Origin of the sequence: Paludibacterium purpuratum (assembly GCF_004363805.1) — a bacterium.
Lineage (GTDB): Bacteria > Pseudomonadota > Gammaproteobacteria > Burkholderiales > Chromobacteriaceae > Paludibacterium > Paludibacterium purpuratum.
This window is the reverse complement of sequence record NZ_SNZP01000008.1, coordinates 98,612-120,264: the sequence shown is the minus strand read 5'-3', so window position 1 is coordinate 120,264 and position 21,653 is coordinate 98,612. Positions and strand designations below refer to the sequence as shown.

The 21,653-nt window shown below is 59.2% G+C and carries 21 protein-coding genes, 1 tRNA gene and 1 riboswitch; of the genes, 13 read left to right on the top strand and 9 right to left on the bottom strand.

Annotation, left to right across the window (positions count from 1 at the left end; translation table 11 throughout):
• Positions 1-11 precede the first annotated feature (11 nt).
• The 4 genes from DFP86_RS11080 (at position 12) to DFP86_RS11065 (ending at position 2,314) form a co-directional block, all read left to right on the top strand.
• Complete coding sequence (locus DFP86_RS11080; RefSeq protein WP_208108316.1) at positions 12-665, top strand: DUF799 domain-containing protein; 654 nt, start codon at positions 12-14, stop codon at positions 663-665.
• Positions 666-975: 310 nt separating this feature from the next.
• Positions 976-1,383: a hypothetical protein gene (locus DFP86_RS11075; RefSeq protein ID WP_133681160.1), complete on the top strand. Its 408-nt coding sequence runs from the start codon at positions 976-978 to the stop codon at positions 1,381-1,383.
• A gap of 59 nt (positions 1,384-1,442) precedes the next feature.
• Complete coding sequence (locus tag DFP86_RS11070) at positions 1,443-1,799, top strand: hypothetical protein (RefSeq protein WP_133681158.1); 357 nt, start codon at positions 1,443-1,445, stop codon at positions 1,797-1,799.
• Positions 1,796-2,314: a YMGG-like glycine zipper-containing protein gene (locus DFP86_RS11065; protein WP_133681156.1), complete on the top strand. Its 519-nt coding sequence runs from the start codon at positions 1,796-1,798 to the stop codon at positions 2,312-2,314. Before DFP86_RS11070 ends, DFP86_RS11065 begins: the two co-directional genes overlap by 4 nt.
• Positions 2,315-2,327: 13 nt before the next feature.
• On the opposite strand, the gene DFP86_RS11060 is transcribed toward DFP86_RS11065, so the two are convergent.
• Positions 2,328-3,194 carry a lipid A biosynthesis lauroyl acyltransferase gene (locus tag DFP86_RS11060; protein ID WP_133681154.1) on the bottom strand — a complete coding sequence of 289 codons (867 nt, stop codon included), beginning with the start codon at positions 3,192-3,194 and terminating at the stop codon, positions 2,328-2,330.
• Positions 3,195-3,196: 2 nt separating this feature from the next.
• Complete coding sequence (locus DFP86_RS11055) at positions 3,197-4,084, bottom strand: lysophospholipid acyltransferase family protein (RefSeq protein ID WP_133681152.1); 888 nt, start codon at positions 4,082-4,084, stop codon at positions 3,197-3,199.
• Positions 4,085-4,160: 76 nt separating this feature from the next.
• Between DFP86_RS11055 and metK the strand changes: the two genes are divergently transcribed.
• From metK to metF, 3 genes are all read left to right on the top strand, one after another.
• The gene (gene metK / locus DFP86_RS11050; protein WP_133681150.1) at positions 4,161-5,330 is read left to right on the top strand and encodes a methionine adenosyltransferase; all 1,170 of its coding nucleotides are present in this window, start codon (positions 4,161-4,163) and stop codon (positions 5,328-5,330) included.
• An 8-nt stretch (positions 5,331-5,338) separates the two neighbouring features.
• Positions 5,339-5,402: riboswitch (S-adenosyl-L-homocysteine riboswitch) on the top strand.
• A gap of 77 nt (positions 5,403-5,479) precedes the next feature.
• Positions 5,480-6,880, top strand: a complete 1,401-nt coding sequence (gene ahcY / locus DFP86_RS11045) for an adenosylhomocysteinase (RefSeq protein WP_133681148.1) — start codon at positions 5,480-5,482, stop codon at positions 6,878-6,880.
• A gap of 94 nt (positions 6,881-6,974) precedes the next feature.
• Positions 6,975-7,811, top strand: coding sequence for a methylenetetrahydrofolate reductase [NAD(P)H] (gene metF / locus DFP86_RS11040; protein ID WP_133681146.1), 837 nt, complete (start codon positions 6,975-6,977; stop codon positions 7,809-7,811).
• Between the two features lie 492 nt (positions 7,812-8,303).
• Here metF and DFP86_RS11035 read toward each other — a convergent pair whose 3' ends face one another.
• Together DFP86_RS11035 and DFP86_RS11030 are read right to left on the bottom strand one after the other, a co-directional pair.
• Complete coding sequence (locus DFP86_RS11035; RefSeq protein WP_133681144.1) at positions 8,304-10,115, bottom strand: diguanylate cyclase domain-containing protein; 1,812 nt, start codon at positions 10,113-10,115, stop codon at positions 8,304-8,306.
• An 81-nt stretch (positions 10,116-10,196) separates the two neighbouring features.
• The gene (locus tag DFP86_RS11030) at positions 10,197-10,676 is read right to left on the bottom strand and encodes an Lrp/AsnC family transcriptional regulator (protein WP_133681142.1); all 480 of its coding nucleotides are present in this window, start codon (positions 10,674-10,676) and stop codon (positions 10,197-10,199) included.
• 169 nt (positions 10,677-10,845) lie between these two features.
• Here DFP86_RS11030 and DFP86_RS11025 point away from each other — a divergent pair, with 169 nt between their 5' ends.
• The 3 genes from DFP86_RS11025 to DFP86_RS11015 all read left to right on the top strand — a co-directional run bounded on the left by DFP86_RS11025 (position 10,846) and on the right by DFP86_RS11015 (position 13,033).
• On the top strand, positions 10,846-11,622 hold the full coding sequence (locus tag DFP86_RS11025; RefSeq protein ID WP_133681140.1) for a phenylalanine 4-monooxygenase: 777 nt from the start codon (positions 10,846-10,848) through the stop codon (positions 11,620-11,622).
• 64 nt (positions 11,623-11,686) lie between these two features.
• Entirely contained in the window at positions 11,687-12,751 is a 1,065-nt protein-coding gene (hppD, locus tag DFP86_RS11020) for a 4-hydroxyphenylpyruvate dioxygenase (RefSeq protein WP_133681138.1), read from the top strand.
• A 206-nt stretch (positions 12,752-12,957) separates the two neighbouring features.
• Positions 12,958-13,033 (top strand) — tRNA-Phe (locus tag DFP86_RS11015).
• Positions 13,034-13,104: 71 nt separating this feature from the next.
• Here the strand turns inward: DFP86_RS11015 and DFP86_RS11010 are convergent.
• Positions 13,105-13,656 (bottom strand): hypothetical protein, encoded by a 552-nt coding sequence (locus DFP86_RS11010; RefSeq protein WP_133681136.1) that lies wholly within the window; start codon positions 13,654-13,656, stop codon positions 13,105-13,107.
• A gap of 185 nt (positions 13,657-13,841) precedes the next feature.
• Positions 13,842-15,173, bottom strand: a complete 1,332-nt coding sequence (locus DFP86_RS11005) for an MFS transporter (RefSeq protein WP_133681134.1) — start codon at positions 15,171-15,173, stop codon at positions 13,842-13,844.
• A gap of 437 nt (positions 15,174-15,610) precedes the next feature.
• Between DFP86_RS11005 and DFP86_RS11000 the strand changes: the two genes are divergently transcribed.
• Positions 15,611-17,044, top strand: coding sequence for a cation:proton antiporter domain-containing protein (locus tag DFP86_RS11000; RefSeq protein ID WP_166642234.1), 1,434 nt, complete (start codon positions 15,611-15,613; stop codon positions 17,042-17,044).
• A gap of 56 nt (positions 17,045-17,100) precedes the next feature.
• Positions 17,101-17,478, top strand: a complete 378-nt coding sequence (locus DFP86_RS10995; protein ID WP_133681130.1) for a hypothetical protein — start codon at positions 17,101-17,103, stop codon at positions 17,476-17,478.
• A 1-nt stretch (position 17,479) separates the two neighbouring features.
• On the opposite strand, the gene DFP86_RS10990 is transcribed toward DFP86_RS10995, so the two are convergent.
• On the bottom strand, positions 17,480-17,884 hold the full coding sequence (locus DFP86_RS10990) for a DUF4440 domain-containing protein (RefSeq protein ID WP_133681128.1): 405 nt from the start codon (positions 17,882-17,884) through the stop codon (positions 17,480-17,482).
• A 140-nt stretch (positions 17,885-18,024) separates the two neighbouring features.
• On the opposite strand from DFP86_RS10990, the gene tyrS reads away from it, so the two are divergent.
• A complete protein-coding gene (gene tyrS, locus DFP86_RS10985) occupies positions 18,025-19,302 on the top strand; it encodes a tyrosine--tRNA ligase (RefSeq protein ID WP_133681126.1) in 1,278 nt (425 codons plus the stop codon).
• Between the two features lie 93 nt (positions 19,303-19,395).
• Here the strand turns inward: tyrS and DFP86_RS10980 are convergent, their stop codons facing one another.
• Both DFP86_RS10980 and DFP86_RS10975 read right to left on the bottom strand, forming a co-directional pair.
• The gene (locus DFP86_RS10980) at positions 19,396-21,105 is read right to left on the bottom strand and encodes a PHA/PHB synthase family protein (RefSeq protein ID WP_133681124.1); all 1,710 of its coding nucleotides are present in this window, start codon (positions 21,103-21,105) and stop codon (positions 19,396-19,398) included.
• Positions 21,106-21,240: 135 nt separating this feature from the next.
• The gene (locus DFP86_RS10975) at positions 21,241-21,627 is read right to left on the bottom strand and encodes a DoxX family protein (RefSeq protein ID WP_133681122.1); all 387 of its coding nucleotides are present in this window, start codon (positions 21,625-21,627) and stop codon (positions 21,241-21,243) included.
• Positions 21,628-21,653: the final 26 nt, after the last annotated feature.

Below are 21,653 nucleotides of genomic sequence, written 5' to 3'. Positions count from 1 at the left end.
TGTTGAAATACATGAGTAAATCGCTGTTCGCAGTCGGCCTTGTCTCGTTGCTGGCCGCCTGTGCTGTACAACCGCCCAAGCAAGTGGATTACACCGCTTTCAAGAACAGCAAACCGCATTCAATTCTGGTCTTGCCGCCGGTGAGCGAAGCGACCGATGTGAACGCCGGCAACGGCGTGTTGGCACAGGTCACCTACCCACTGGCAGAGGCCGGTTACTATGTGCTTCCCGTCAGCCTGGTCTCCGAGACGTTTAAGCAGAACGGCCTGACGACCGCCAACGACATTCACGCGGTTGCGCCGGCCAAGTTGCGGCAGATCTTCGGCGCGGATGCCGCCCTGTACATCGATATCAACAAGTATGGGGTCAGCTACCAGGTCTTCGATAGCGTGGCGACGGTGAGCGTGACCGCCAGATTGGTGGACTTGCGTAACAATACCGAGCTGTGGACTGGTACCGGCTACGCCTCCAGCGCGGAGAACGATAACAACAATAATAATGGCCTGCTGGTGCAGTTGATCGCGGCCGCGATCAAGCAAGTGGTCAACAAGGTGAGCGATGCGGCGTATCCGGTGGCCGGCGTCGCCGATCAGCGGCTACTGGAAGCCGGGCGCTTCAACGGCATCCTGTATGGGCCGCGCTCGCCGAAATACGGCACGGACTGAATTCGAGGACGACAGTCGCATTGCAAGGCCCCCGGCATTGTCCGGGGGCTTTGTCTTATGGCATGCAGCAATTTCGCCTCGCTGACATATTTGTTAATTGTCGCTAAACAGATAAGACATGTTTTTGCGGCATAAAGTAAGCAAATCCAAAAGACGAAGTCGACGCGCCATGCGCGACCTCGTCGATAACAACGAGATCAACTCCATTCCCCGGGCATGAACGCGTAGCGTGCCGGTTGGGTTGCAAACCCCGCCGAAGGCGCCAGCGGGCTGGCGGTTTCATACCATCCCCCTGAAGGAAATACGATTCATGAACATCAAATTCATTCTGGCTTTACTGGGCATCAGCGCTGCCTGCTTGGGACAACCGGCCTTGGCCGATCACGATCATCATGACGGCGACCAGAATTGGCGCCGACATGACGGATGGTCCGGCGATATTCATCGCTTCCACGAGCGCGACGTCACGGTATGGCGCGGCGGCAACTGGTACCACGGCCATCATGACGGTCGCGACGGCTGGTGGTGGATCGTCGGCGGTATTTGGTATTCCTATGTGGCACCGGTGTATCCGTACCCGGATCCCTACACGCCGCCGGTCGTTGTCGCCGCACCGCCCGCACCCGCTCAGGTTTGGTATTACTGCCGTCATCCGGCCGGCTATTACCCCTATGTGCCCGAATGCCGTCACTGGGAAATGGTGCCGGCGCGTCCATGAAGCTCAATGCACACGGGATGGCCTGCTTGCACAATGGATAGCCGCATGAGGAGTTCATTATGAAATGGATCGGCAAGATCGTCCCGGCGCTCTTTGTCGGGTCGATAGCCGCCAACGCGATGGCCGCGCATGTCGTGGTTGGCGTGGGCTTCGGCTTCGGCCCTTACTGGCATCAGCCCGTCTACGTGGTGCCGGCGCCAGTGTATGCTTATCCGCCGCCGGCCGTGGTGGTGCCGAGTGCGCCGCCGGTTTATGTACAGCAGATGCCGGCCAACGAGGTGTCGACCGCGCCGACATCGGGGAATACTTGGTATTACTGCAATAAACCCAAGGGCTATTACCCGTACGTACAGAAATGCAAGGGGCCTTGGCTGCCTGTCCCGGCCTCCCCGCCAGAAGGGGAGGATGCGCCATGAGGCTGACGGTCATTTCGCTGTGCCGTCTGTCCGGATTGCTGACGCTGACGGCCTGCGCAAGCTATCCGACCGGTCCATCGGTGATGGTCATGCCGGGGGCCGACAAAACGTTCGAGCAGTTTCAGGCGGATGACGCGAGTTGCCGCCAGTATGCCCAATACCAGGGGGACGGCGTGAGCGCAGAGCAAAACGCCGGCCATAGCGCACTGACATCGGCCGCCGTGGGTACGGTAGTCGGTGCGGCGGCCGGGGCGCTGATCGGCGGAAATCATCAAGGCGCCGGTGTCGGCGCTGGCGTCGGCTTGTTGGGGGGCGCGCTGGCCGGCACGGATGCCGCCAATGCTTCGGCGCGCATGACACAGCAACGCTATGATCAGGCGTATGTCCAGTGCATGTATGCCAAAGGCGAGCGCGTACCGATGTACGGCGGCTTCGCGCGTGCCGAGGCCGCTCCTGCTCCGCCGCCTCGACGACCGGCGTACGTGATGCCGCCGCCTCCACCCGGTTGGCGATAAGGGGGCGGATACGTTAGTAAAAGCTCTCTTCGCCTTGCGGGCGCGTCTTGAAACGCTTGTGTAGCCAGAAGTATTGATCGGGCTGTTCGCGGATGCGCTCTTCCAGGAAGCTGTTCATGCGCTGCGTGTCGGCGACGACATCGTCGCTGGGGAAGTCGTCCCACGGCGGGTAGAACTCCAATTCGCAGCGGTTGCCCACGCGGCGGGCAATGGCCGGCACCACCGCGGCGCGAGCCAGTTGGCTAATGCGCGACAAGCCGGTGATGGTGGCGGTGTCGATACCGAAGAACTTGACGAAGATCGAATCGCGAGCGCCGTAGTCCTGATCCGGCAGATAGAGGAACGGCGCGTGATCCTTGCGCATGGCCTTGATGATCGGACGCAAGCCTTCCTGGCGCGAGACGATGTAGGCGTTGTTATAACGCTGTCTGCCCCGGTAAATCTGCGCGTCGAGCGTATCGTTTTTCTGTGCCGAGTAGACGCTGACAAGCGGTAGATGTTGATTGAGTGCGAACACGCACATTTCGAAACCGACGAAGTGCGGGTAGAACAGGATCACATCGCGGCCCTGGTTTCGCAGATCTGTCACATAGTGCAGGTTCTTGATGGTGACCAGCCGATCCAGGCGCTTGGCCGAACTCCACCAGACCACGCCGTACTCCAGCATCAGCCGCATCATGTAGCGGAAGTTGCGTCGTAGCAGCCGATGGCGCTCGGCATCGGTCATTTCGGGGAAACAGCGTCGCAGGTTGATCAGACCGACGCGACGCCGGTCGGCGGCTAAAGCCCACGCGATGTTGCCAAGTCCCCAGGCCAGCGCGCCGATCAGTGGCATGGGCAGTAGTCGGATTAGCCACAGCAGCGCAAATAAAATTTTCATCGTCATCCTTGTCTTGCCGCCGGCGGTTCCACGCCCGCCGGGCATTTATAGCGGTTGTAACTCCACAGGTATTGCAGCGGATTCTCGGCGATCAGCGACTCGACGGCGCGATTGAGTACGGCCGCATCGGCCATCTTGTCGCCGCTAAATGGTTCCGGCAGCGGGCGGATATGCACTTTGAAGCCCTTGCCGCCCGCCAGACGCTCGCCATAGAACAGCAGCGTTTCCACTCCCTGCACCATCGCCAGGCGCGGCACCAGGGTCATGGTGTAGGCGGGGCGGCCGAAAAACGGTGCCCAAACCCCTTCGCCGTTGCCCGGTACCTGATCGGGCAAAATGATGGTGGCTTCGCCCGATTTAAGCGCTTTCATGAGCACGCGCACTCCCGCGCCGGTGGCCGGTGCGGTTTTGCCCTTGCCGCGGGCACGACCTGCGTTCATCACCGGCTCCAGCCAGGCAAGTTTTGGCGGACGGTACATGGCGGTTAGCGGAAACGGCAGACGATGGCTGATGTAGCGTCCCGCGATGTCGTAACTACCCAGATGCGGGGTGACGAAGACGATGCCGTGGCCGGCGGCGATGGCTGCCTCGACATGCTCCCAGCCGTCGCAAGCCTGTACCATGCGCGCGATATCCCGCGGCGCGCGGCACCAGGCGATGGCCAGCTCGAGCGCACCCTTGCCGGTTTCCGCCGCGCATTGTTTGACCGCCTTGGGAAAAAGCTGATAATTTTGAAGAATTTTGCTATGTTTGAGGTTTTCCTCCATGCGGGCACGGTAGGACGCTGACAGACTCAAGGTGAGTCGGCCGAGCAAGGCCCCGAGCATCTGTAGCCAGCCTAGCGGCAGACGGGCGAGCATGGAGAGTAGCAGTTTGACCAGCGAAGCCATGGGCAAGGGATTCAAGTCGCGTTAAAGTCGCGTATTTTATCATTACGAATGTAGATTATTCGGAAAGCACATCAAAATGAGTGAATATTTGTTTACGTCGGAATCGGTGTCCGAAGGGCATCCGGACAAGGTGGCCGACCAGATTTCCGACGCCATCCTCGATGCTATTCTGCGCGAAGATAAATTCGGCCGCGTGGCGGCCGAGACCCTGGTGAACACCGGGCTGGTGGTCCTGGCGGGCGAAATCACCACTCATGCCAACATCGACTATATCCAGGTGGCGCGCGAAACCATCAAGCGTATCGGCTACGACAATTCCGAGTTGGGTTTCGACTACCATGGTTGCGCGGTCATGATGTGCTACGACCGTCAATCGCCGGATATCGCGCAGGGCGTGAACGAAGGCCAAGGGCTGGATCTCGATCAGGGTGCCGGCGACCAGGGATTGATGTTCGGCTACGCCTGCGACGAAACCCCGACCTTGATGCCGTTCCCGATCTACTATTCGCACCGACTGATGCAGCGCCAGGCCGAATTGCGCAAAGATGGCCGTTTGCCGTGGCTGCGTCCGGATGCCAAGAGCCAGATCACTTGCGTCTACGATAGCGCAACCGGTCTGCCCAAACGCATCGACACCGTGGTGCTGTCGACCCAGCACAGCCCGGATATCGACCACATTGCACTGAGCGAAGCGGTGATCGAAGACATCATCAAGCCGGTGCTGCCGCCGGAGATGCTGACGGCCGAAACCAAATTCCTGATCAACCCGACCGGCCGATTCGTGATTGGCGGCCCGATGGGCGATTGCGGCCTGACCGGCCGAAAAATCATCGTCGATACCTATGGCGGTGCCGCACCGCATGGCGGTGGCGCCTTCTCCGGCAAGGATCCGTCCAAGGTCGACCGTTCCGCTGCTTATGCCGGCCGCTACGTGGCGAAGAATATCGTTGCCGCCGGATTGGCACGTCAGTGTCAAATCCAAGTGTCGTATGCCATCGGCGTCTCTCAGCCGACGTCGATCGCCGTGGACACTTTTGGTACTAACCGCATCCCGAACGAAAAAATCGTCGAGCTGGTCAAGCGCCATTTCGACCTGCGTCCGAAGGGCATCGTCCAGATGCTGGACTTGCTGCGCCCGATCTACGGCAAGACCGCCGCCTATGGCCACTTCGGCCGCGAGGAACCGGAATTCAGCTGGGAACGTACCGACAAGGCCGAGGCATTGAAAGCCGACGCCGGGCTGTAAATCGATTGCATCCGGGAAGCGCTGCGAGACGCTAAGCGTCCCAGGCCCGGTTCAAAACGGCGCTTACCTGACAATCCGTGCCGAGGTGCGGGAGGACAGGTAAGCGCTTTTGCCTCCTTCCCCCTCGGCCGCGTGTAAAGGAAGACACGATGGCTGACTTCACCGATTATCTGGTTGCCGACATCAAGCAGGCCGACTGGGGCCGCAAGGAACTCAGTATTGCCGAGACCGAAATGCCCGGGTTGATGGCTTTGCGAGCCGAGTATGGCCATTCGCGGCCGCTGGCTGGCGCGCGCATCGCCGGCTCGCTGCACATGACCATTCAAACCGGTGTACTGATCGAGACGCTGGTGGCGCTGGGCGCCGAGGTTCGCTGGGCATCGTGCAACATTTTCTCCACTCAGGACCACGCCGCCGCTGCCATCGCCGCCGCCGGCATCCCCGTGTTCGCCTTCAAGGGAGAGAGCCTGGACGAATACTGGGAATACACCCACCGCATTTTCGAATGGCCGGCCGGACAAGCCGCCAACATGATTCTCGACGACGGTGGCGATGCGACGCTGCTGTTGATGCTGGGCGCGCGCGCCGAGGCCGACCGGAAGGTGCTCGCCAACCCAGGCAACCCCGAAGAGACAGCGCTATACGCCGCCATTCAGCGCCATCTGGCGCTTGACGGCCAGTGGTACTCCAAGCGTCTGGCCTTGATCAAGGGGGTGACCGAAGAGACCACGACCGGCGTGCATCGACTGTATCAATTGCAGAAGGATGGCCACCTGCCGTTCCCTGCATTCAACGTCAACGATTCCGTTACCAAATCGAAGTTCGACAACCTGTATGGCTGCCGTGAATCGCTGGTGGACGGCATCAAGCGCGCAACCGACGTGATGATCGCCGGCAAGGTGGCGGTGGTGGCCGGCTATGGCGACGTGGGCAAAGGGTGCGCGCAGAGCCTGCGCGGCCTGGGCGCCACTGTGTGGGTAACCGAAATCGATCCGATCTGCGCGTTGCAGGCGGCCATGGAAGGTTATCGCGTGGTGCAGATGGATCGGGTCGCCGACAAGGCCGATATCTTCGTCACGGCAACCGGCAACGTGAACGTGATCAATCATGCGCACATGAAAGCCATGCGCAATCAGGCCATCGTCTGCAATATCGGTCACTTCGACTCGGAAATCGAGGTCTCCAGTCTGCGCCAGTATCGCTGGGAGAACATCAAGCCGCAGGTCGACCACATCGTGTTCCCGGACGGCAAGCGCATCATCCTGCTGGCCGAAGGACGGCTGGTGAACTTGGGCTGCGCGACCGGCCATCCGAGCTTTGTGATGTCCAACTCCTTCACCAACCAGGTGCTGGCGCAGATGGAGTTGTTCCAGCGCGGCGGGCAGTACCAGAAGCAGGTCTACGTGTTGCCCAAGCACCTGGACGAGAAAGTGGCGCGCTTGCATCTGACGCGCATTGGCGCCGAGTTGACCGAATTGAGTACCGAACAGTCCGCTTATATCGGTGTACCGGTGGCTGGGCCTTATAAGGCGGAGCACTATCGTTATTGATGGATGACTCGGCGGGCAGGGAGGCCGCGGGCTAGAATCAGAGCCTCCCGCCCGCTGTGGCGGGCATCGAAAAATAGAGAAACCAGGGGAGAGCATGGCTGAACGGACATCCAATTTCAGTTTCGAATTTTTTCCGCCGAAGACGCCGGAAGGCATGACCCGGCTCAAGAATACGCTGCGGCAACTGGCACCGCTCAAGCCTGAATTCTTTTCGGTGACCTTCGGCGCCGGGGGGAGTACACGCGAAGGCACCTTGGCCACGGTGCAGGAAATCCGCTCGCACGGGCTGGCGGTGGCGCCGCATTTATCGTGTATCGGCTCCACCCGTGCCAATATCCGCGCCATGCTCGACGAGTACCGCGCGCACGGGGTGCGTCATATCGTGGCTCTGCGCGGCGATATGCCGTCGGGGATGGTGGAGGCGGGCGAGTTTCGCTACGCCAACGAGCTGGTCGAATTCATCCGCGCCGAACACGGCGATCACTTTCATATCGAAGTGGCGGCCTATCCCGAGTTCCATCCTCAGGCACGTTCGGCGGAGGATGATCTGAACAACTTTGTTCGTAAAATGGGTGCTGGAGCCGATTCGGCGATTACGCAGTATTTTTTCAATGCCGACAGCTACTTTCGCTTCGTCGACGAAATTCGCGCTCGCGGCGTGACGGCGCCCATCGTGCCGGGCATCATGCCTATCGCCAATTTCAGTCAGATGTGCCGTTTTTCGGATGCTTGCGGTACCGAGGTGCCGCGTTGGCTGCGCCTGCGCATGCAAGCCTATGGCGATGATGTGGCCTCGGTGCGTGCTTTGGGCCTGGACGTCGTGACCGAGCTGTGCGACCGGTTGCTGCAGGCCGGGGCGCCTGGCTTGCACTTCTATACCTTGAACCAGGCGGGGACGGTGTCGACCATCTGGCAGCGCCTGGGTCTTTAGTCGCACAGCGCTTCGTTGATGCAAACAGCTCCGCGCAATCAGGCGGAGCTGTTTTGCTTTTACTTGTCGACGTCGCGGATATGCCACAGATGAATCATGGGCTTATCTCGCTGTGGGGCGGCTAATTTCTTGGTTTTGGGTGTTTTATAATAATTTAATAATAATAAGAACTATCTGAAAAGATATGTTATGTCATTGACCGGGTTAGGTGGTGTGGGTATCTTTGGGGCTCGGATAACATAAATGCCATATAAGGCGGTATCCGGATTGCTAAATTAAAGGAGAGTACCATGTTGAACCTGTTGACCCAATTGCGTCTGGCTTGGAGTGTTTACCACCGTCAAGGCCGTCGCTATGCACGCTAAGCCATTGGCTGAAAAATGAAAACGGGCGACTGTCATGTCGCCCGTTTTCATTTTTAGAGCCGAATTCAATATCATTACGGAAAATAGGGGAATTCCGGATTATGCGTCTGCAGGGCGCTCGTTGAGCTTATCCGATGCAGTTGCGGCCCGAGGCTTTGGCTCGATAGAGCGCGGCATCGGCATCGGCGATCATCTGTTCGACACCACTGTGTAGACCCGGATCCATGGCAATGGCGCCGAGGCTGACGGTAACGCGGTCGGCGATACGCGAGTTGGCATGCGGCATGTTCAAGTCCCAGACGGCCTGGCGCAGGGCCTCTGCCCGTTTCAGTGCCCCTTGGTAATCGATGCCGGGCAGTAAAACGGCAAACTCCTCGCCGCCGATGCGGGCCGGCAATTCGCCGGGGTAGGTGAAGAGCGAGGTCAATAGCGCGGCTAGACGCTGCAGACACTGATCGCCTGCCTGGTGGCCGTAGTGGTCGTTGTACTCCTTGAAAAAATCGATATCCAGCATGATCAGCGCGAAGGGGGCGCCCTTGCGACGCGCTTTGTCGAATGCTTGGCGCTTTTCTTCGTCAAAATGGCGTCGGTTGGCGAGTCCCGTCAAGCTGTCGGAGAGCGCCATACGCGCTAAGTGGGCGTTGGCTTCCTCTAGTTGTTGCTGGGTGTCGGACAGCGCGTGCAGTTGCTGCCGGCGAATGATCATGTTGGCGAACATATCCCCCAGCAAGCGCACCAAAAGCTGTTCCTCGTCTTGCCACTGCCGCGGACTGTGCACCATGTCGCAACCGAAGACCCCCACCGGTTGGTCGAGGTAGTCGATGCGGATCATCAGCAGGCTCTGGATGTCGCACTGCGTTTGCGTGTGCCCGAACGACGGTATCTGGCGGCAGTTTGGAATGTTCAGCACACCTTCGCGTAATAGGGTGGCGAACAGGGCCGGGCGGGATGACAGCGGTGCAAAGTCCAGTCCTTCTGCGCCCGGCGCAATCCCCGCGGCCTGCCATTCGTGCACCATGCTGACTACCTGCAGTTGGTCGACGCCGATCAAGTAGCAGCGGTCTACCTCCATGAAGGTGCCGATCTGCGCCAGCGTTTGCTCCATGGCGCCGTCGATTTCGTCGAGCGGAATGTTGATGAAACGCGATGACACCGCGGAGATCAGTTGCTGAAAATTCAGCAGTCGGTCTAGCCGGGCGGTACGTTCCTCCACCCGGCTGGCCAACTCGTCGCGCGCCTGTTTCAGCGCGGTTTCATAGCGCTTGCGTTCGGCCAGGTGGTTGTTGATGCTGGCTCGCATGGCATTGAAGGAAGCCAGCAATTGGGTCATTTCATCTTCTACGCCGGCAGGATACTGCAGACGGAAGGCTGGCGCCGGCTCGCCCGGGACGAACGCTCGTGCTGCCTGGGCGAGTTGCTGGACCGGGACGACGAAACGACGGCGCAGGATGAAGACGATCAGCAGCGCCAGCGCCATGAAGTCCAGTACGCGTTGCGCCATGCTGCTGATCAGGTCGTTGGCGATTTCGCGCTGGACCAGCGTGTTTGAGACGTACAGCGTTAGTGTGCCGAGCGATTCGCGGTTGCCATGGTTGAGGTGGACGTCCAGACGATAAATATTGTGGTGTTCGCCGTCTGAGTGCGGGCGTACATAGCGCAACCGCTGTCCTAGACGAGTTTCCAGCAAAACCGACTCCACGCCGTTGATCGCGCTGATACTGGCCAGCTCTTTTTGAGTCGTCGCAAGTTCGACGTCCCAAACACTTTGTGCCAATAGCGGCATATACAGCGTGTTGACGGTATCGGGAATCTCGGCCAGGTGTTTTTGCCCTTGCGAGAACAGTAGGCCGGCGCGTACGGCGCTGACCAGCAACCAGAACAGGACGGCATACAGCAGAATCTGCTGCAAAACCTGTAGCGCCAACGGTTTGAAACGCATCAGTCTCCCTTGGGGCGGAGCCCTTGTCGTCGGGCGGGGCGAGGGGGCCGGAACGGTGCCGTTCCGTTCCGGCCGGAATGGTTAGCGCAGGTGATTGAGCGGCAGCGAGGTTGTGCGTTTGAATTCCTTGAGCACAAAGCTGGACTTGACGTCCTCGACCCCTGCTTGCTGCAGCAACTCGTTCATCACAAAGCGCGAAAAGTGCTCCATGTCCTCGAAGTACACCTGAAGCAAATAGTCCATTTCCCCGGTCATGGCGAAACAGTTGATGACCTCGCTCCAGCCCTGCACCGCTTTGACGAACGTCTCGTTGTGGGCATTGCCGCGTTTCTCCAGGGTGACGCGCACGAACGCTTGTAGCCCAAGACCGATCTTGGCGGGATCCAAAAGCGCAACATATTGGCTGATGACCCCCGATTCTTCGAGCTGTTTCAGCCGACGCAGGCAGGGGGACGGGGACAAGGCCACTCGTTCCGCCAGTTCAACGTTGGTCAATCTCCCGTTGAGTTGCAGTTCCGCCAGAATCCTCAAGTCGGTCTTATCTAATGTAAGACTTGGCATCTCTTGTCCTTTTGTTTGGTTATGTTGAAATATTGTTCTTTTGTATTCGCATTATAAGGCATATTAGCCATGAAATTGGCGAGCGACTTCTCTAGAATAAAATGCCTAACAAGCTTATTTTACACGCGGAAGTTATCTCTTCGGAATCAATAAGTAAGGGAAAGATGCAATGTATACCACTGAAGCGGGTTTGATCCGGCAGGACATGAAGATGGCATTAGTCCACGAGCGCGATATTCATCGCGTCGCCGTGCCGGCCTACAGCGATATCGAGCATCAAACCTGGGCGACATTACTGGCCAATCAGCAGCGCGTTTTACCGGGGAGGGCCTGCCGGGAATTCCTGGCAGGTTTGGAGATGGTCGATTTCCCGCGGGATCACATTCCGCGCTTGGCCGACATCAGCGATCGCATCGAAGCAACGACCGGTTGGCGTTTGGTGCGGGTCGACGGCATTGTGCCGGACGAAGAATTTTTTGCGTTGTTGGCATCGCGCCATTTTCCCTCGACCGATTTTATCCGCAAGCCGGAGGAGTTGGGGTATACCCCGGCCCCCGACATGTTCCACGACCTGATGGGGCATGTGCCGTTGTTGACGGACCGGCGCTTCTGCGCCTTTTTCGAGCGTTTCGGGCAAGTGGGTGTGCGCGCTTTCGAATTGGATCATCCCGCCAAACAATGGCTGCCGCGCATTTACTGGTACACCGTCGAATTCGGTCTGATCCGCGAGCATGGCCAGCATCGCATCTATGGCTCGGGCATCTTGTCCTCGCCGGACGAGGTGCTGTTCAGTTTGTCGGATCAGACGGAAAAACGATCCTTCGATATCGAAGTGGTCAGTGCCGAGACATACGATATTTGGCACATGCAACAAAAGCTGTTCGTTATCGACAGCTTCGATCAATTGGAGGACGAGTTCGCCCGCTGGGCGGATAAGTTGTTCTAAGACCCTTTGGGCCGAGATCCCTCAGAGGATGGCTCACATCAGAAGAAAACAACGGAGAAACTGCATGAACCCGATCAATCCGCTGGCCACCGACGGCTTCGAGTTTGTCGAATATACCGCGGCAGATGCCGACGGCGTTGCCAGACTCGGCGAGCTGTTCAAGTCGCTCGGCTTTGCCGCCGTGGCTCGCCACCGTCATCGCAATGTGACCTTGTACCGTCAGGGCGACATCAACTTCATCATCAATGGCGAGCCGGTGGCGCCCTTTGTGGATTTTGCCAAGACACACGGCCCCTCGGTCTGCGCCATGGCCTGGCGTGTCAAAGATGCCGCTCTCGCCTACGAGTACGCGCTGGCACACGGTGCCAAGCCCTATGAGCACCCGGTCGGCGCCATGGAGCTGAATATTCCCGCCATCCAGGGAATCGGCGGCTCGGCGATTTATCTGGTCGATCGTTATGGCGACCGCCATATCTACGATGTGGACTTCGAGCCGTTGCCGGGGGCCGACTGGCAAGTCAAGGGCGCCGGTCTGCTGGAAATCGACCACCTGACGCACAATGTCGCGCGCGGCAATATGGACGTTTGGGCCGGCTTCTATACCGCCATCGCCAACTTCCGCGAAATTCGCTACTTCGACATCGAAGGCAAGCTGACCGGTTTGACCTCGCGCGCCATGGTCAGCCCATGCGGCAAAATCCGCATCCCGATCAACCAGTCGGCCGATGACAAGAGCCAGATCGAGGAGTTCTTGCGTCTCTACAGCGGGGAGGGGATTCAGCACATTGCCTTGGCGACCGAGGATATCTATGCCACGGTGGAGCAATTGCGCGCCGGCGGTGTGAAGTTCCTCGATACGCCGGATACCTATTACGAACGTGTCGATCGGCGCGTGCCGGGCCATGGCGAAGATCTGGCGAGAATGCAGCGCAATCGTATCCTGATCGATGGCGCACCGACCGAAGGCGGCGGCACCTTGCTACAGATCTTTACCGAAACCGTGATCGGACCGGTGTTCTTCGAAATCATCCAGCGCAAGCACAACGATGGTTTCGGCGAAGGTAACTTCAAAGCATTGTTCGAATCGATGGAGGAGGATCAGGTGCGCCGCGGCGTATTGACTGCCTGATCGCCGTTTCCTCTTTGCCGCACCCCGTCTGCTGCGGGCGGGGTGTTCGATGCAACAAAAAGGTGTGGCAGGACAAGTGGCTGTTTCTTCTGTAGGTTTTATTTTTCCGATAAACGGGAAGGAAAATTTACGCCAAAATGCTTGACGGGCCTGGGTGGCTCTGGTTAAATGGCGACCTCTGAACGGCTCACAGCCGCAGAAAAGTTGGCCAATTAGCTCAGTTGGTAGAGCAGCGGATTGAAAATCCGCGTGTCCTTGGTTCGATTCCGAGATTGGCCACCAGAATTAGTAAAAAAGCCAACCCATACGGGTTGGCTTTTTTGCGTGGTGCGTACCTGCAATAGGTGCCTGCCTTACTTGCTCGTTTGGTTCGAGGGGCCGGCAATCTGGTCGGCGTCCTTCGCCTTCAGGGACGGCGGCGTCGGGTTGGCGCAGTTGGGGTTGGCTACGCTGGTGTAGCGGCCGTAGGCCAGGTCGGCATTGTAGTGCACGCCCGGTGTGGCGGTGCGTCCACCTACCAAGGAGATCTGTACCGTATACCACCCTTGCACTCCGCTCGGCACCACCACCAGCGGTCGATAATCGTTCGGCGCGCGTCCGAAATTGCGCCATACCGTCCCATCCGGGGCGACCACCGCGATGTGCATCCATGCGCTTTGATTAAATACATCCAGGCGCATGCAATATTGTGGCGAGCTGTGCACCTGCAGTACAAAAGGTTCGACACTGCCGCCAGGGTTGGTCGAACTGCTGGTGATGTTGGCGTGTACGATCGTGGCGTCGCAATTGAGTGTTGTGCATGCGCTCGGTGGGGTCCATATCGTGGAGCCGCCCCATGCTTGGCTCATCATCAATAGCGTTGTGCATAGGACAGCGGGGATGCGTCCCGGGAATTGTCGCTTCATCGTGTTTTTCCTGATCGATCACGTTCCAAAATACAGGCAGTTGCGCCTGGTCTATCAAGCGGGGCCGCCGGATGATCGGCATGCCGTACCGCGTTGTGCCGGAAGTATCGAACAGGGATGGAAAAACGTTATGGATCCAAAGGATAGTCCTGCTCTTTCGATAGGGCTGGCGCCCATTTGGGCGTTCACGTCTTACGCCGCCCCTGAGCCGGGTCCTCGAATGCGTTGGGATAGATCTCGGCGTAGACCCCATCGAGCCGATCGTCCGGCATCCACATTACCTGCTTGAAGTAAGGGATGAAGAAGACCGTCATCGCGAGGACACAGACCATCCCCCCCAGGACCATCATGATCCCCGACAGGCTAAACGAGCCAAGTAGCATGCCGATCGTCATGCTGCCAACCGGACTTGCGGCCGACGAAAAAAACGCCACGGTGGCCGCCATGCGGTTGCGGTGCGATGCAGGCGTAGCCAACGTTCTAACCGTGGCGGCATGGACATTGATGAGCATCAGTCCCATGCCGCCGGCGGCAAATGCAGCCGGGATCAGCCATGGCGGCAGCAATCGGCCGGTGACGAACAGATTGCCTCCCAGTAGGGCAAAGCCAAGCGCAATGCTGGCATCGCGCGGCAGCCACTTACTCAGCCAGCCGATACCGAGATAGCTGCCGAACAGAATGCCCAGACCAAAACTCGCGTCCAGCACGCCAACATACCAGGCCGGCATCGATAAGCTGTTTTTGACGAACAGCGGCACCAAAATGCTGAAAAACGGGTAGAGCGCGAAATTGACCACCATTGCCAATAGTGCCAAAAAGAACTCGGTTCTGACCCGATAGACGGTCTTGAAGCCGGACACGATCATCGATAGCCATCCCATATGCGGCACGCTGGATCGATTGGCAAAGCGTTGCGGAATGGCGAGAAGTTTCCATGCCAGAGCGGCGGCGATGGTGGCCGCCGCAACCTCGAGCGCCAGGGCGGTTCCGACACCCCATATCGAAACCAGCGCGCCGGCTAGACCCGGGCCAATCAGCAGGGCCAGCGAGGACATGATGCTCTTGGATCGGAAGGCGAGGGCGACCCGCTCCTTGTCGACCAGCGCCGGGATGATGCTCGACTGGAGTGGGTCGCGTAGCCCGACCGCCAAACTGCCGACAACCATCAATGCGCCGACCAGCACCGGTTGGAACCAGCCGATAGCGGCTAACAGCCAGAGTGCAAAAGCGCCGATAACGTTGACGACATTGCAAATGAGCAAGACACGGATTTTATCGTGTCGATCTCCCACCCATCCGAGCAAGGGTTTTGCCAGAACCTCCGCGGCGATTGCGCAGGCGACCATGTAGGAGAACACCGTTGCGGAATGGGTCGCCGCCAATGCCCACCAAGCGACCGCTAGCTGAGTGCAGCGCCCGCCCACTGTCAGGATGAAAAAGCTGAATTGGAAGTGCCACAACGGCGGGCCGAGCGAGTCAATGCCCAACCATCTCGATACGCTCAATTTGACCGACATTGTCAGGTATCCTTTTCGATCTCATGGCGTGATCTCGTTGCTCGCGTTAGCCGCGTCATAAGCGTTCATCCCGTGCTGCGGGCACAGAAAAGCGCCTTGCGCCAAGTCTCCGCTGGTTGAACGTGCCATTCTTTCGGGGACTGGACGTGAACCGACCTCGCATGCTGTGGGCGTTTGGCAAGGGCATCCTAAGAACCGCCTGTCGGTATGCCAACGTATCTTTCTGACAGTGGGCGGGCACGCCCGCCGTCGTCCTCGCGCCGGAAGTGTGTCGCATTCCATTCTTCTCTTCGGTTGAAAAAGCAGTGAAAGTGCGACCTGTTCTTGCGGAAGTTCACCCTGGCCATCCCCTGGCGCGGGGGCGGTGCTACGATGCCAGCCATCACAAAACGAACGCACTGCGCGCGCTGGCGATGCACCGTGTCGAAGGGGCCGATGTGAAAAAAGCGATCTTGCATGTCCTGACCTATGGCGCGGTATTGACGCTGGCGTTGTCGTTGCTCGCCTGGATACTCAGTCAGGGTCCGGAAGGTATTCCCACTTTTTTGCAAGGCGGCGGCGCCGGTGCGGCCGATTGGTCGTCGATCGCGCAGCAGGTGTTGGCCAAAAACGCCAGTCTGCCGCTAGTCGGCTTGTTGATCCAGATGCTGGTCATCCTGACGTTGTCGCGCGCTTGCGCCGGCGTGCTGAAATTTTTTGGTCAACCGCCGGTGGTGGGCGAAATGATCGCCGGTTTGCTGCTCGGCAAGTCGGTGTTCGCCTTGCTGTGGCCTGCCGGTTTTTCGTTCATCTTCCCCGACCGCTCGATGCCGCAGTTGTACTTCTTCAGCCAGATCGGGCTGATCTTTTTCATGTTTCTGGTGGGGCTGGATCTTCGTCTCTCCAATCTGAAGGATCGCGCCGCCGCCGCGATTGCGATATCGCACTCGAGTATTCTGCTGCCTTTTCTGCTCGGCGCGCTGCTTTCGCTTGGGCTTTACGCCCACTTCGGCTCGGCACACGTCGCGTTCTCCTCGTTTGCCCTGTTTATGGGCATTGCCATGAGCATCACGGCCTTCCCCGTGCTTGCCAGGATTATCCAGGACAAACAATTGGGCGGCACGGCGCTCGGTTCGATGGCCATTGCCTGCGCCGCGGTGGACGACGTGACGGCCTGGTGCCTGCTCGCCGCGGTGCTGGGCATCGTCAAGGCCGGGTCCATGCATTCGGCACTGGTCGTGTTGAGCGTGGCCGCGATTTATGTGCTCTTCATGCTCAAAGTGGTGCGGCCGCTGGCGCTTAGCGTCTTGCGTCCGGCCACGGTGGAAGGCAAGTTTTCCAGTGCCCAGTTGGCTTTCATTTTCTGTGTCGGCCTGGGGTCGGCGTTGTTGTCCGAAGTCATCGGTATCCATGCCTTGTTCGGCGCCTTTCTGGCCGGGGCGATCATGCCGCACCACGTATCGTTCCGTACCAGCCTGAGCGCCAAGATCGAAGACTTGACCACGGTGGTGCTGTTGCCGATCTTCTTCGCCTATACCGGCATCCGTGCCCAGGTCAGCCTGCTCGACAGCTGGCAAGCTTGGCTGGCTTGCGCTGTCATCATCATCGTCGCGACGGTGGGTAAAATGCTGGGCGCCGCCTTTGCCGCGCGCGCTACTGGGGTGAAATGGTCCGAATCGTGGGCGCTTGGGATTCTGATGAATACCCGAGGCTTGATGGAATTGGTCGTGCTGAATATCGGCTACGACATCGGTATCCTGTCGCCGCAGATTTTTGCGATGATGGTAGTCATGGCCATTACCACCACGTTCATGACCGGCCCGTTGTTGTCGCTGTGTCTGCCTGAGTTGCGCCAGAAGCGTGTGGATGCCTTGAAAGTGCTCGCCACCTGACGCCGATAGGAGCGTGCTAAGATATTGGCGTACTCCATTTCCTATAGGTAGGTTCGATGAAGCGTAAAACGCTTGTTCTTATCTCCGCTCTGTTGACCCTGGCTGCCGGCAACGTCATGGCCGCCGAGACATCCGGGGCGGTGTCGACGATTAAGCAAGATGCCGAGACGGTCGGGAGCGATGTGGCGACCGGAGCCAAACACGTTGGCCATGCGGTTTCGCAGGGAGCCAGCTCGGTCGGCCATTCGGTGTCCCATGGCGCCAAGAAGGCAGGGCATGTGGTAGCGAGCGGCGCTCAAACCGCCGGGCACGCGATTGTGGAAGGCGCCAAAGCGGTGGGCGATGGCGTGGTCGAAGGGGTGGATGCCTTGAAAAAGAAGCTCGATCCCACTCAGGCACAGCCGTCTGCGCCGATCGAGCAGGGCTCGCACTGAGTTAATCTTCGATCCAGGTCTCTTGCAGGTGCCGCAGTAGCGGTTTGCCCTCGCCGTCGCGGATGAAAGTGGCGGTCGAGATGCGGCGCCTGAATTGATGCTGCGTGCGGCGTTGTTCCTCGTAGGTGAAGATCGCCACGTCGGCGGTGGCATGCACCAACTCCAGATCGACGATGTCGATGTCCAATTCGCTGCGCTGGTTGATGGCGTCGACGATGGTGTGCGCCAAGACCTCGCGCCCCTGGCGCCGCCCCGCCGGCGAGATCATCACGAACTCGGGGTGGAAGTGGGCGAGAAATTTTTCCATATCGACCGGTGGCGCCCCGGGCGCGCCTCGAACCCAGGTTTCCACCAATTCGTGCAGATCGAGAATGTCGCATGTGGCGGTGTCGATGAAGCGGTTCATGCGCAAATCCCCTTAGTAAGGTAGATGGCTCGTTTCACTATAGCCTCGTTGCGCGGCTTTGGTGGAGGTGCGAAGCAGACGGGTTATCCGCTAGAATGGTCAATCCATAGCAAGATGACTTTAAAGTAAGGATTTGTTTCATGTCTCAGCAGACTCTGATCAGCCAACTCGAAGAGCGGGGCCTTCTCGCCCTGGTATCCGACCGCGAAGCGCTGGAAGCGCAGTTGTCCGAGGGCATGGTGACCTTGTATTGCGGCTTCGACCCGACGGCGGACAGTCTGCATATCGGTCATTTGGTGCCGCTGTTGACCTTGAAGCGATTCCAATTGGCCGGTCATCGGCCGGTGGCGCTGGTGGGCGGGGCGACCGGCATGATCGGCGACCCGAGCTTCAAGGCCGCCGAGCGCAAGCTCAATACGCCGGACATTACCGCGGGCTGGAGCGAACGTATCCGCCAACAGGTCTCGCCGTTCCTCGATTTCGACCGCGGAGCCAACAGCGCCGTGGTCAGCAACAACTTCAACTGGTTCGGCAACATGAATGTGCTCGATTTCCTGCGCGATATCGGCAAGCACTTCTCGGTCAACGCCATGATCAACAAGGACTCGGTCAAGCAGCGCATCGATCGCGACGAGGCCGGTATTTCCTTTACCGAGTTTGCGTACAGCCTGCTGCAGGGCTACGACTTTGTCGAACTTAACCGCCAGTTGCAGTGCAAGCTGCAGATCGGCGGTTCGGATCAGTGGGGCAATATTGCCTCGGGTATCGATCTGACGCGGCGGATGAATCGCGAGCAGGTGTTCGGTCTGACGCTGCCGTTGATTACCAAGTCGGACGGCACCAAGTTCGGCAAAACGGAAAGCGGCGCGGTGTGGCTCGATCCGAAAAAGACCTCGCCGTACAAGTTCTACCAATTCTGGCTTGGCGCCGCCGATGCCGACGTATACCGCTTCCTGGCGTTCTACACCTTCCTGCCGATGTCCGAAATCCAAGAGATCGAGGCGGCGGACAAGGCGCGCGAGGGTGCGCCGCAGGCGCAGCGACTGCTGGCCGAACAAGTGACGGCGCTGGTGCATGGCGCGGCAGCCGTCGAGGCGGCCCAGCGCATCAGCCAATGCCTGTTCTCCGAAGATCAGCAATCGCTGACCGAGGACGATTTTGGACAGCTGGCGCTCGATGGGCTGCCGACGGTGACGCTCAAACTCGGCGAACAGAACCTGATCGATACGCTGGTCGCAGGCGGTTTGGCCGCCTCCAAGAGCCAGGCTCGCGGTTTTATCGAGAGCGGCGCCGTGGCGCTCAACGGCGCCAAGGTCTCCGAACTTGCCTATGTGCCGCAGGCATCGGACCAACGTTTCGGCCGTTACACGCTGCTGCGTCGCGGCAAGAAGAATCACTGCCTGGTGGTTTGGGGGTAAGGGGTTTCCCCTCGTCTGACGCGTTCGCGGCTCAAGCCGCTCCTACGATACTTTCTGTAGGAGCGGCTTGAGCCGCGATTTCACTTCTCTACATTATTCCAGTACATACGTCCCCGGTGCGTCGCCGAGTTTCGGGTAATGCTTGCTGTCGAGTTTGAACGGCACCTTTTCGCCGCTCTTCGGCGCGAGCCACTCCACCCAACTCGGCCACCACGAACCGGGATGGGGCTCGTGGTGGCCCAGCCAGTAGTCGCTGCTTTGCCCCTTTTGCGGCGTGCCTTGCCAGTATTGCCGCTTTGAGGTGGGCGAGGGCGGATTGACGATGCCCAGAATATGGCCGGACGACGACAAGGTGTAGGTGACCGGGCCGCTGACGTGCTGGGTCAATTTCCAAGTTTGCTTCCAGGGGGCGATGTGATCCTCCTCGGTCGATACCATGAACAGCGGCGTCTGAATGCGCGCGAGGTCGATCGGTTCGCCTGCCACCACCAGGGCATCCGGCTTGCACAGGTTGTTGTGGTAGTAGAATTCGCGCAGGTAGAAGCTGTGCATGTGCTGCGGCATGCGCGTGGTGTCCATGTTCCAGTACAGGATGTCGAAGGCGCGTGGCGTTTCGCCCAGTAGATAGTTGCCGACCCAATAGTTCCAGACCAGGCTGTTCGAGCGCAGCATACGGAAACTGGATGCCATGTCTTTGCCGTCCAGGTAGCCGTGCTGCGCCATCTTGCGCTCGACGAAGTCCAATCCCTCCTCGCCGAGGAATACCTCGATGTCGCCTGGGCGCGAAAAATCGGTCAGCGTGGTCAATAGGGTGGCGCTGGCGATCTTGTCCGCTTGCTTGCGGGCGGCGAGCCAGGCCAGATAGGTGGCGCTCAGGGTGCCGCCGATGCAGTAGCCGACCAGATGGACGCTCGGGCTGCCGCTGATCTTGGACGCGACCTCGACGATGCGATCGATACCATCGTGCAGGTAGTCGTCGAAGGTCAGGTCGCGCGCATCGTCGCGCGGATTCTTCCAACTGGTGATGTATACCGAAAATCCCTGGTCGACCAGCCAGCGGACCATGCTCTTTTTCGCATCCAGATCCAGCACGTAGTATTTGTTGATCCAGGGCGAGACGATGACGATAGGCACTTCATGCACGTTCTCGGTGGTCGCCTGATAGTGCAACACTTCCAGCAGGTGGCCGCGATAGACCACCGCGCCGGGTGTGGTCGCCAGGTTGACGCCGACTTGGAAGGCATCGCGATCGGTCATGGCGATTTCGCCATGCTCCATGTCGCGCAGGAAATTGCGCACGCCGTTGATCAGGCTCTCGCCCCCCGTCTCCTTGGCCTTCGCCAGCGCCCGTGGATTGAACGGCAGGTAATTGGTGGGCGCTAGGGCATTGAGCCACTGACGCAACCAGAATGCGCTCAGGCTGCGCTCCTTGTCGCTCAGATCGGGCGTGGCGTACAGGGTGTCCTGCAGCCAGCGGGTATTGAACAGGTACCACTCTTTGATCATGTCCCAGCCAGGGTTCTCCTGCCAGGCGCTGTCGGCGAAGCGATCGTCGCTTGGATTGGCCGGGAACTCGTCGCGATCGTTGTCGCCAAGCAGGCGACGCAAGCTTTGCGCCTGCCAGCGCACGGCATCGCTATGCCAGTTGCCGAAGGCGCCGGCCAGTTCCTTGGGGTGCATCAGCCATGCCCAGTTTGCTTTGCCGATGATCGGTCCGAACTCGAACGGGTCGATGGCGCGGTACAGCTCTTCGGCCAGCGGCGGCTTGATGTCTTCCTGCGGTGCTCGTACTTCGCTGTGCATGCCTGCCCTCCTTTGTTAATCCCATGGGATAAGTGTAGTAGGCCGCTGGCAGATATCAGGAAATGTTGCGTTGCGGAATTGATGCATGACAAATGCCCGGACGAGCCGGGCATTTGTGTGGGCCAAACGGTGTTGTCAGGCGCTGGCGGGGCGTTTGCCGTCGTCCATGAAAAATAGCGACAGTGAGGCGGCGATCATGAATGCCGGGTATTCCCAGCCGCCGCCCGGGTTGGTGAACATCCAACCGTTAGCGCCGTGCACCAATACGATCGTACCGGCCAACAGCGGCACTAGGGCGATCGCTGCCCAGCGCGATTTGAAGCCGGAGAGTAGCATGGCAGAGGCCGCAAGCTCCGCCACGATGGCGAAGTAGCCGATGAAGCCGGGCAAGCCAAGGCTGCTGAAGAACTTGGCGGTGCCGGCCGGCGTGAAGACGAACAGCTTGGTGGCGCCGTGCGCCAGATACATCAGGCCGAGCGCGAGACGCAGGCTCAGGCTGGCTAGTTTTGGATTGGGGGTCATGACTCATACCTCAATAGCATTTAAAG

Bases quoted from the DNA above. Each gene is read 5' to 3' on its own strand.
- hppD (WP_133681138.1), top strand. From the start codon at position 11,687: ATGAACCCGATCAATCCGCTGGCCACCGACGGCTTCGAGTTTGTCGAA.
- tyrS (WP_133681126.1), top strand. From the start codon at position 18,025: ATGTCTCAGCAGACTCTGATCAGCCAACTCGAAGAGCGGGGCCTTCTC.
- metK (WP_133681150.1), top strand. From the start codon at position 4,161: ATGAGTGAATATTTGTTTACGTCGGAATCGGTGTCCGAAGGGCATCCG.
- DFP86_RS10980 (WP_133681124.1), bottom strand. From the start codon at position 21,105: ATGCACAGCGAAGTACGAGCACCGCAGGAAGACATCAAGCCGCCGCTG.
- DFP86_RS10990 (WP_133681128.1), bottom strand. From the start codon at position 17,884: ATGAACCGCTTCATCGACACCGCCACATGCGACATTCTCGATCTGCAC.
- DFP86_RS11075 (WP_133681160.1), top strand. From the start codon at position 976: ATGAACATCAAATTCATTCTGGCTTTACTGGGCATCAGCGCTGCCTGC.
- DFP86_RS11070 (WP_133681158.1), top strand. From the start codon at position 1,443: ATGAAATGGATCGGCAAGATCGTCCCGGCGCTCTTTGTCGGGTCGATA.
- DFP86_RS11055 (WP_133681152.1), bottom strand. From the start codon at position 4,084: ATGGCTTCGCTGGTCAAACTGCTACTCTCCATGCTCGCCCGTCTGCCG.
- DFP86_RS11035 (WP_133681144.1), bottom strand. From the start codon at position 10,115: ATGCGTTTCAAACCGTTGGCGCTACAGGTTTTGCAGCAGATTCTGCTG.
- metF (WP_133681146.1), top strand. From the start codon at position 6,975: ATGGCTGAACGGACATCCAATTTCAGTTTCGAATTTTTTCCGCCGAAG.
- DFP86_RS11080 (WP_208108316.1), top strand. From the start codon at position 12: ATGAGTAAATCGCTGTTCGCAGTCGGCCTTGTCTCGTTGCTGGCCGCC.
- DFP86_RS11010 (WP_133681136.1), bottom strand. From the start codon at position 13,656: ATGAAGCGACAATTCCCGGGACGCATCCCCGCTGTCCTATGCACAACG.
- DFP86_RS11025 (WP_133681140.1), top strand. From the start codon at position 10,846: ATGTATACCACTGAAGCGGGTTTGATCCGGCAGGACATGAAGATGGCA.
- DFP86_RS10995 (WP_133681130.1), top strand. From the start codon at position 17,101: ATGAAGCGTAAAACGCTTGTTCTTATCTCCGCTCTGTTGACCCTGGCT.
- DFP86_RS11065 (WP_133681156.1), top strand. From the start codon at position 1,796: ATGAGGCTGACGGTCATTTCGCTGTGCCGTCTGTCCGGATTGCTGACG.
- DFP86_RS11005 (WP_133681134.1), bottom strand. From the start codon at position 15,173: ATGTCGGTCAAATTGAGCGTATCGAGATGGTTGGGCATTGACTCGCTC.
- DFP86_RS11030 (WP_133681142.1), bottom strand. From the start codon at position 10,676: ATGCCAAGTCTTACATTAGATAAGACCGACTTGAGGATTCTGGCGGAA.
- ahcY (WP_133681148.1), top strand. From the start codon at position 5,480: ATGGCTGACTTCACCGATTATCTGGTTGCCGACATCAAGCAGGCCGAC.
- DFP86_RS10975 (WP_133681122.1), bottom strand. From the start codon at position 21,627: ATGACCCCCAATCCAAAACTAGCCAGCCTGAGCCTGCGTCTCGCGCTC.
- DFP86_RS11060 (WP_133681154.1), bottom strand. From the start codon at position 3,194: ATGAAAATTTTATTTGCGCTGCTGTGGCTAATCCGACTACTGCCCATG.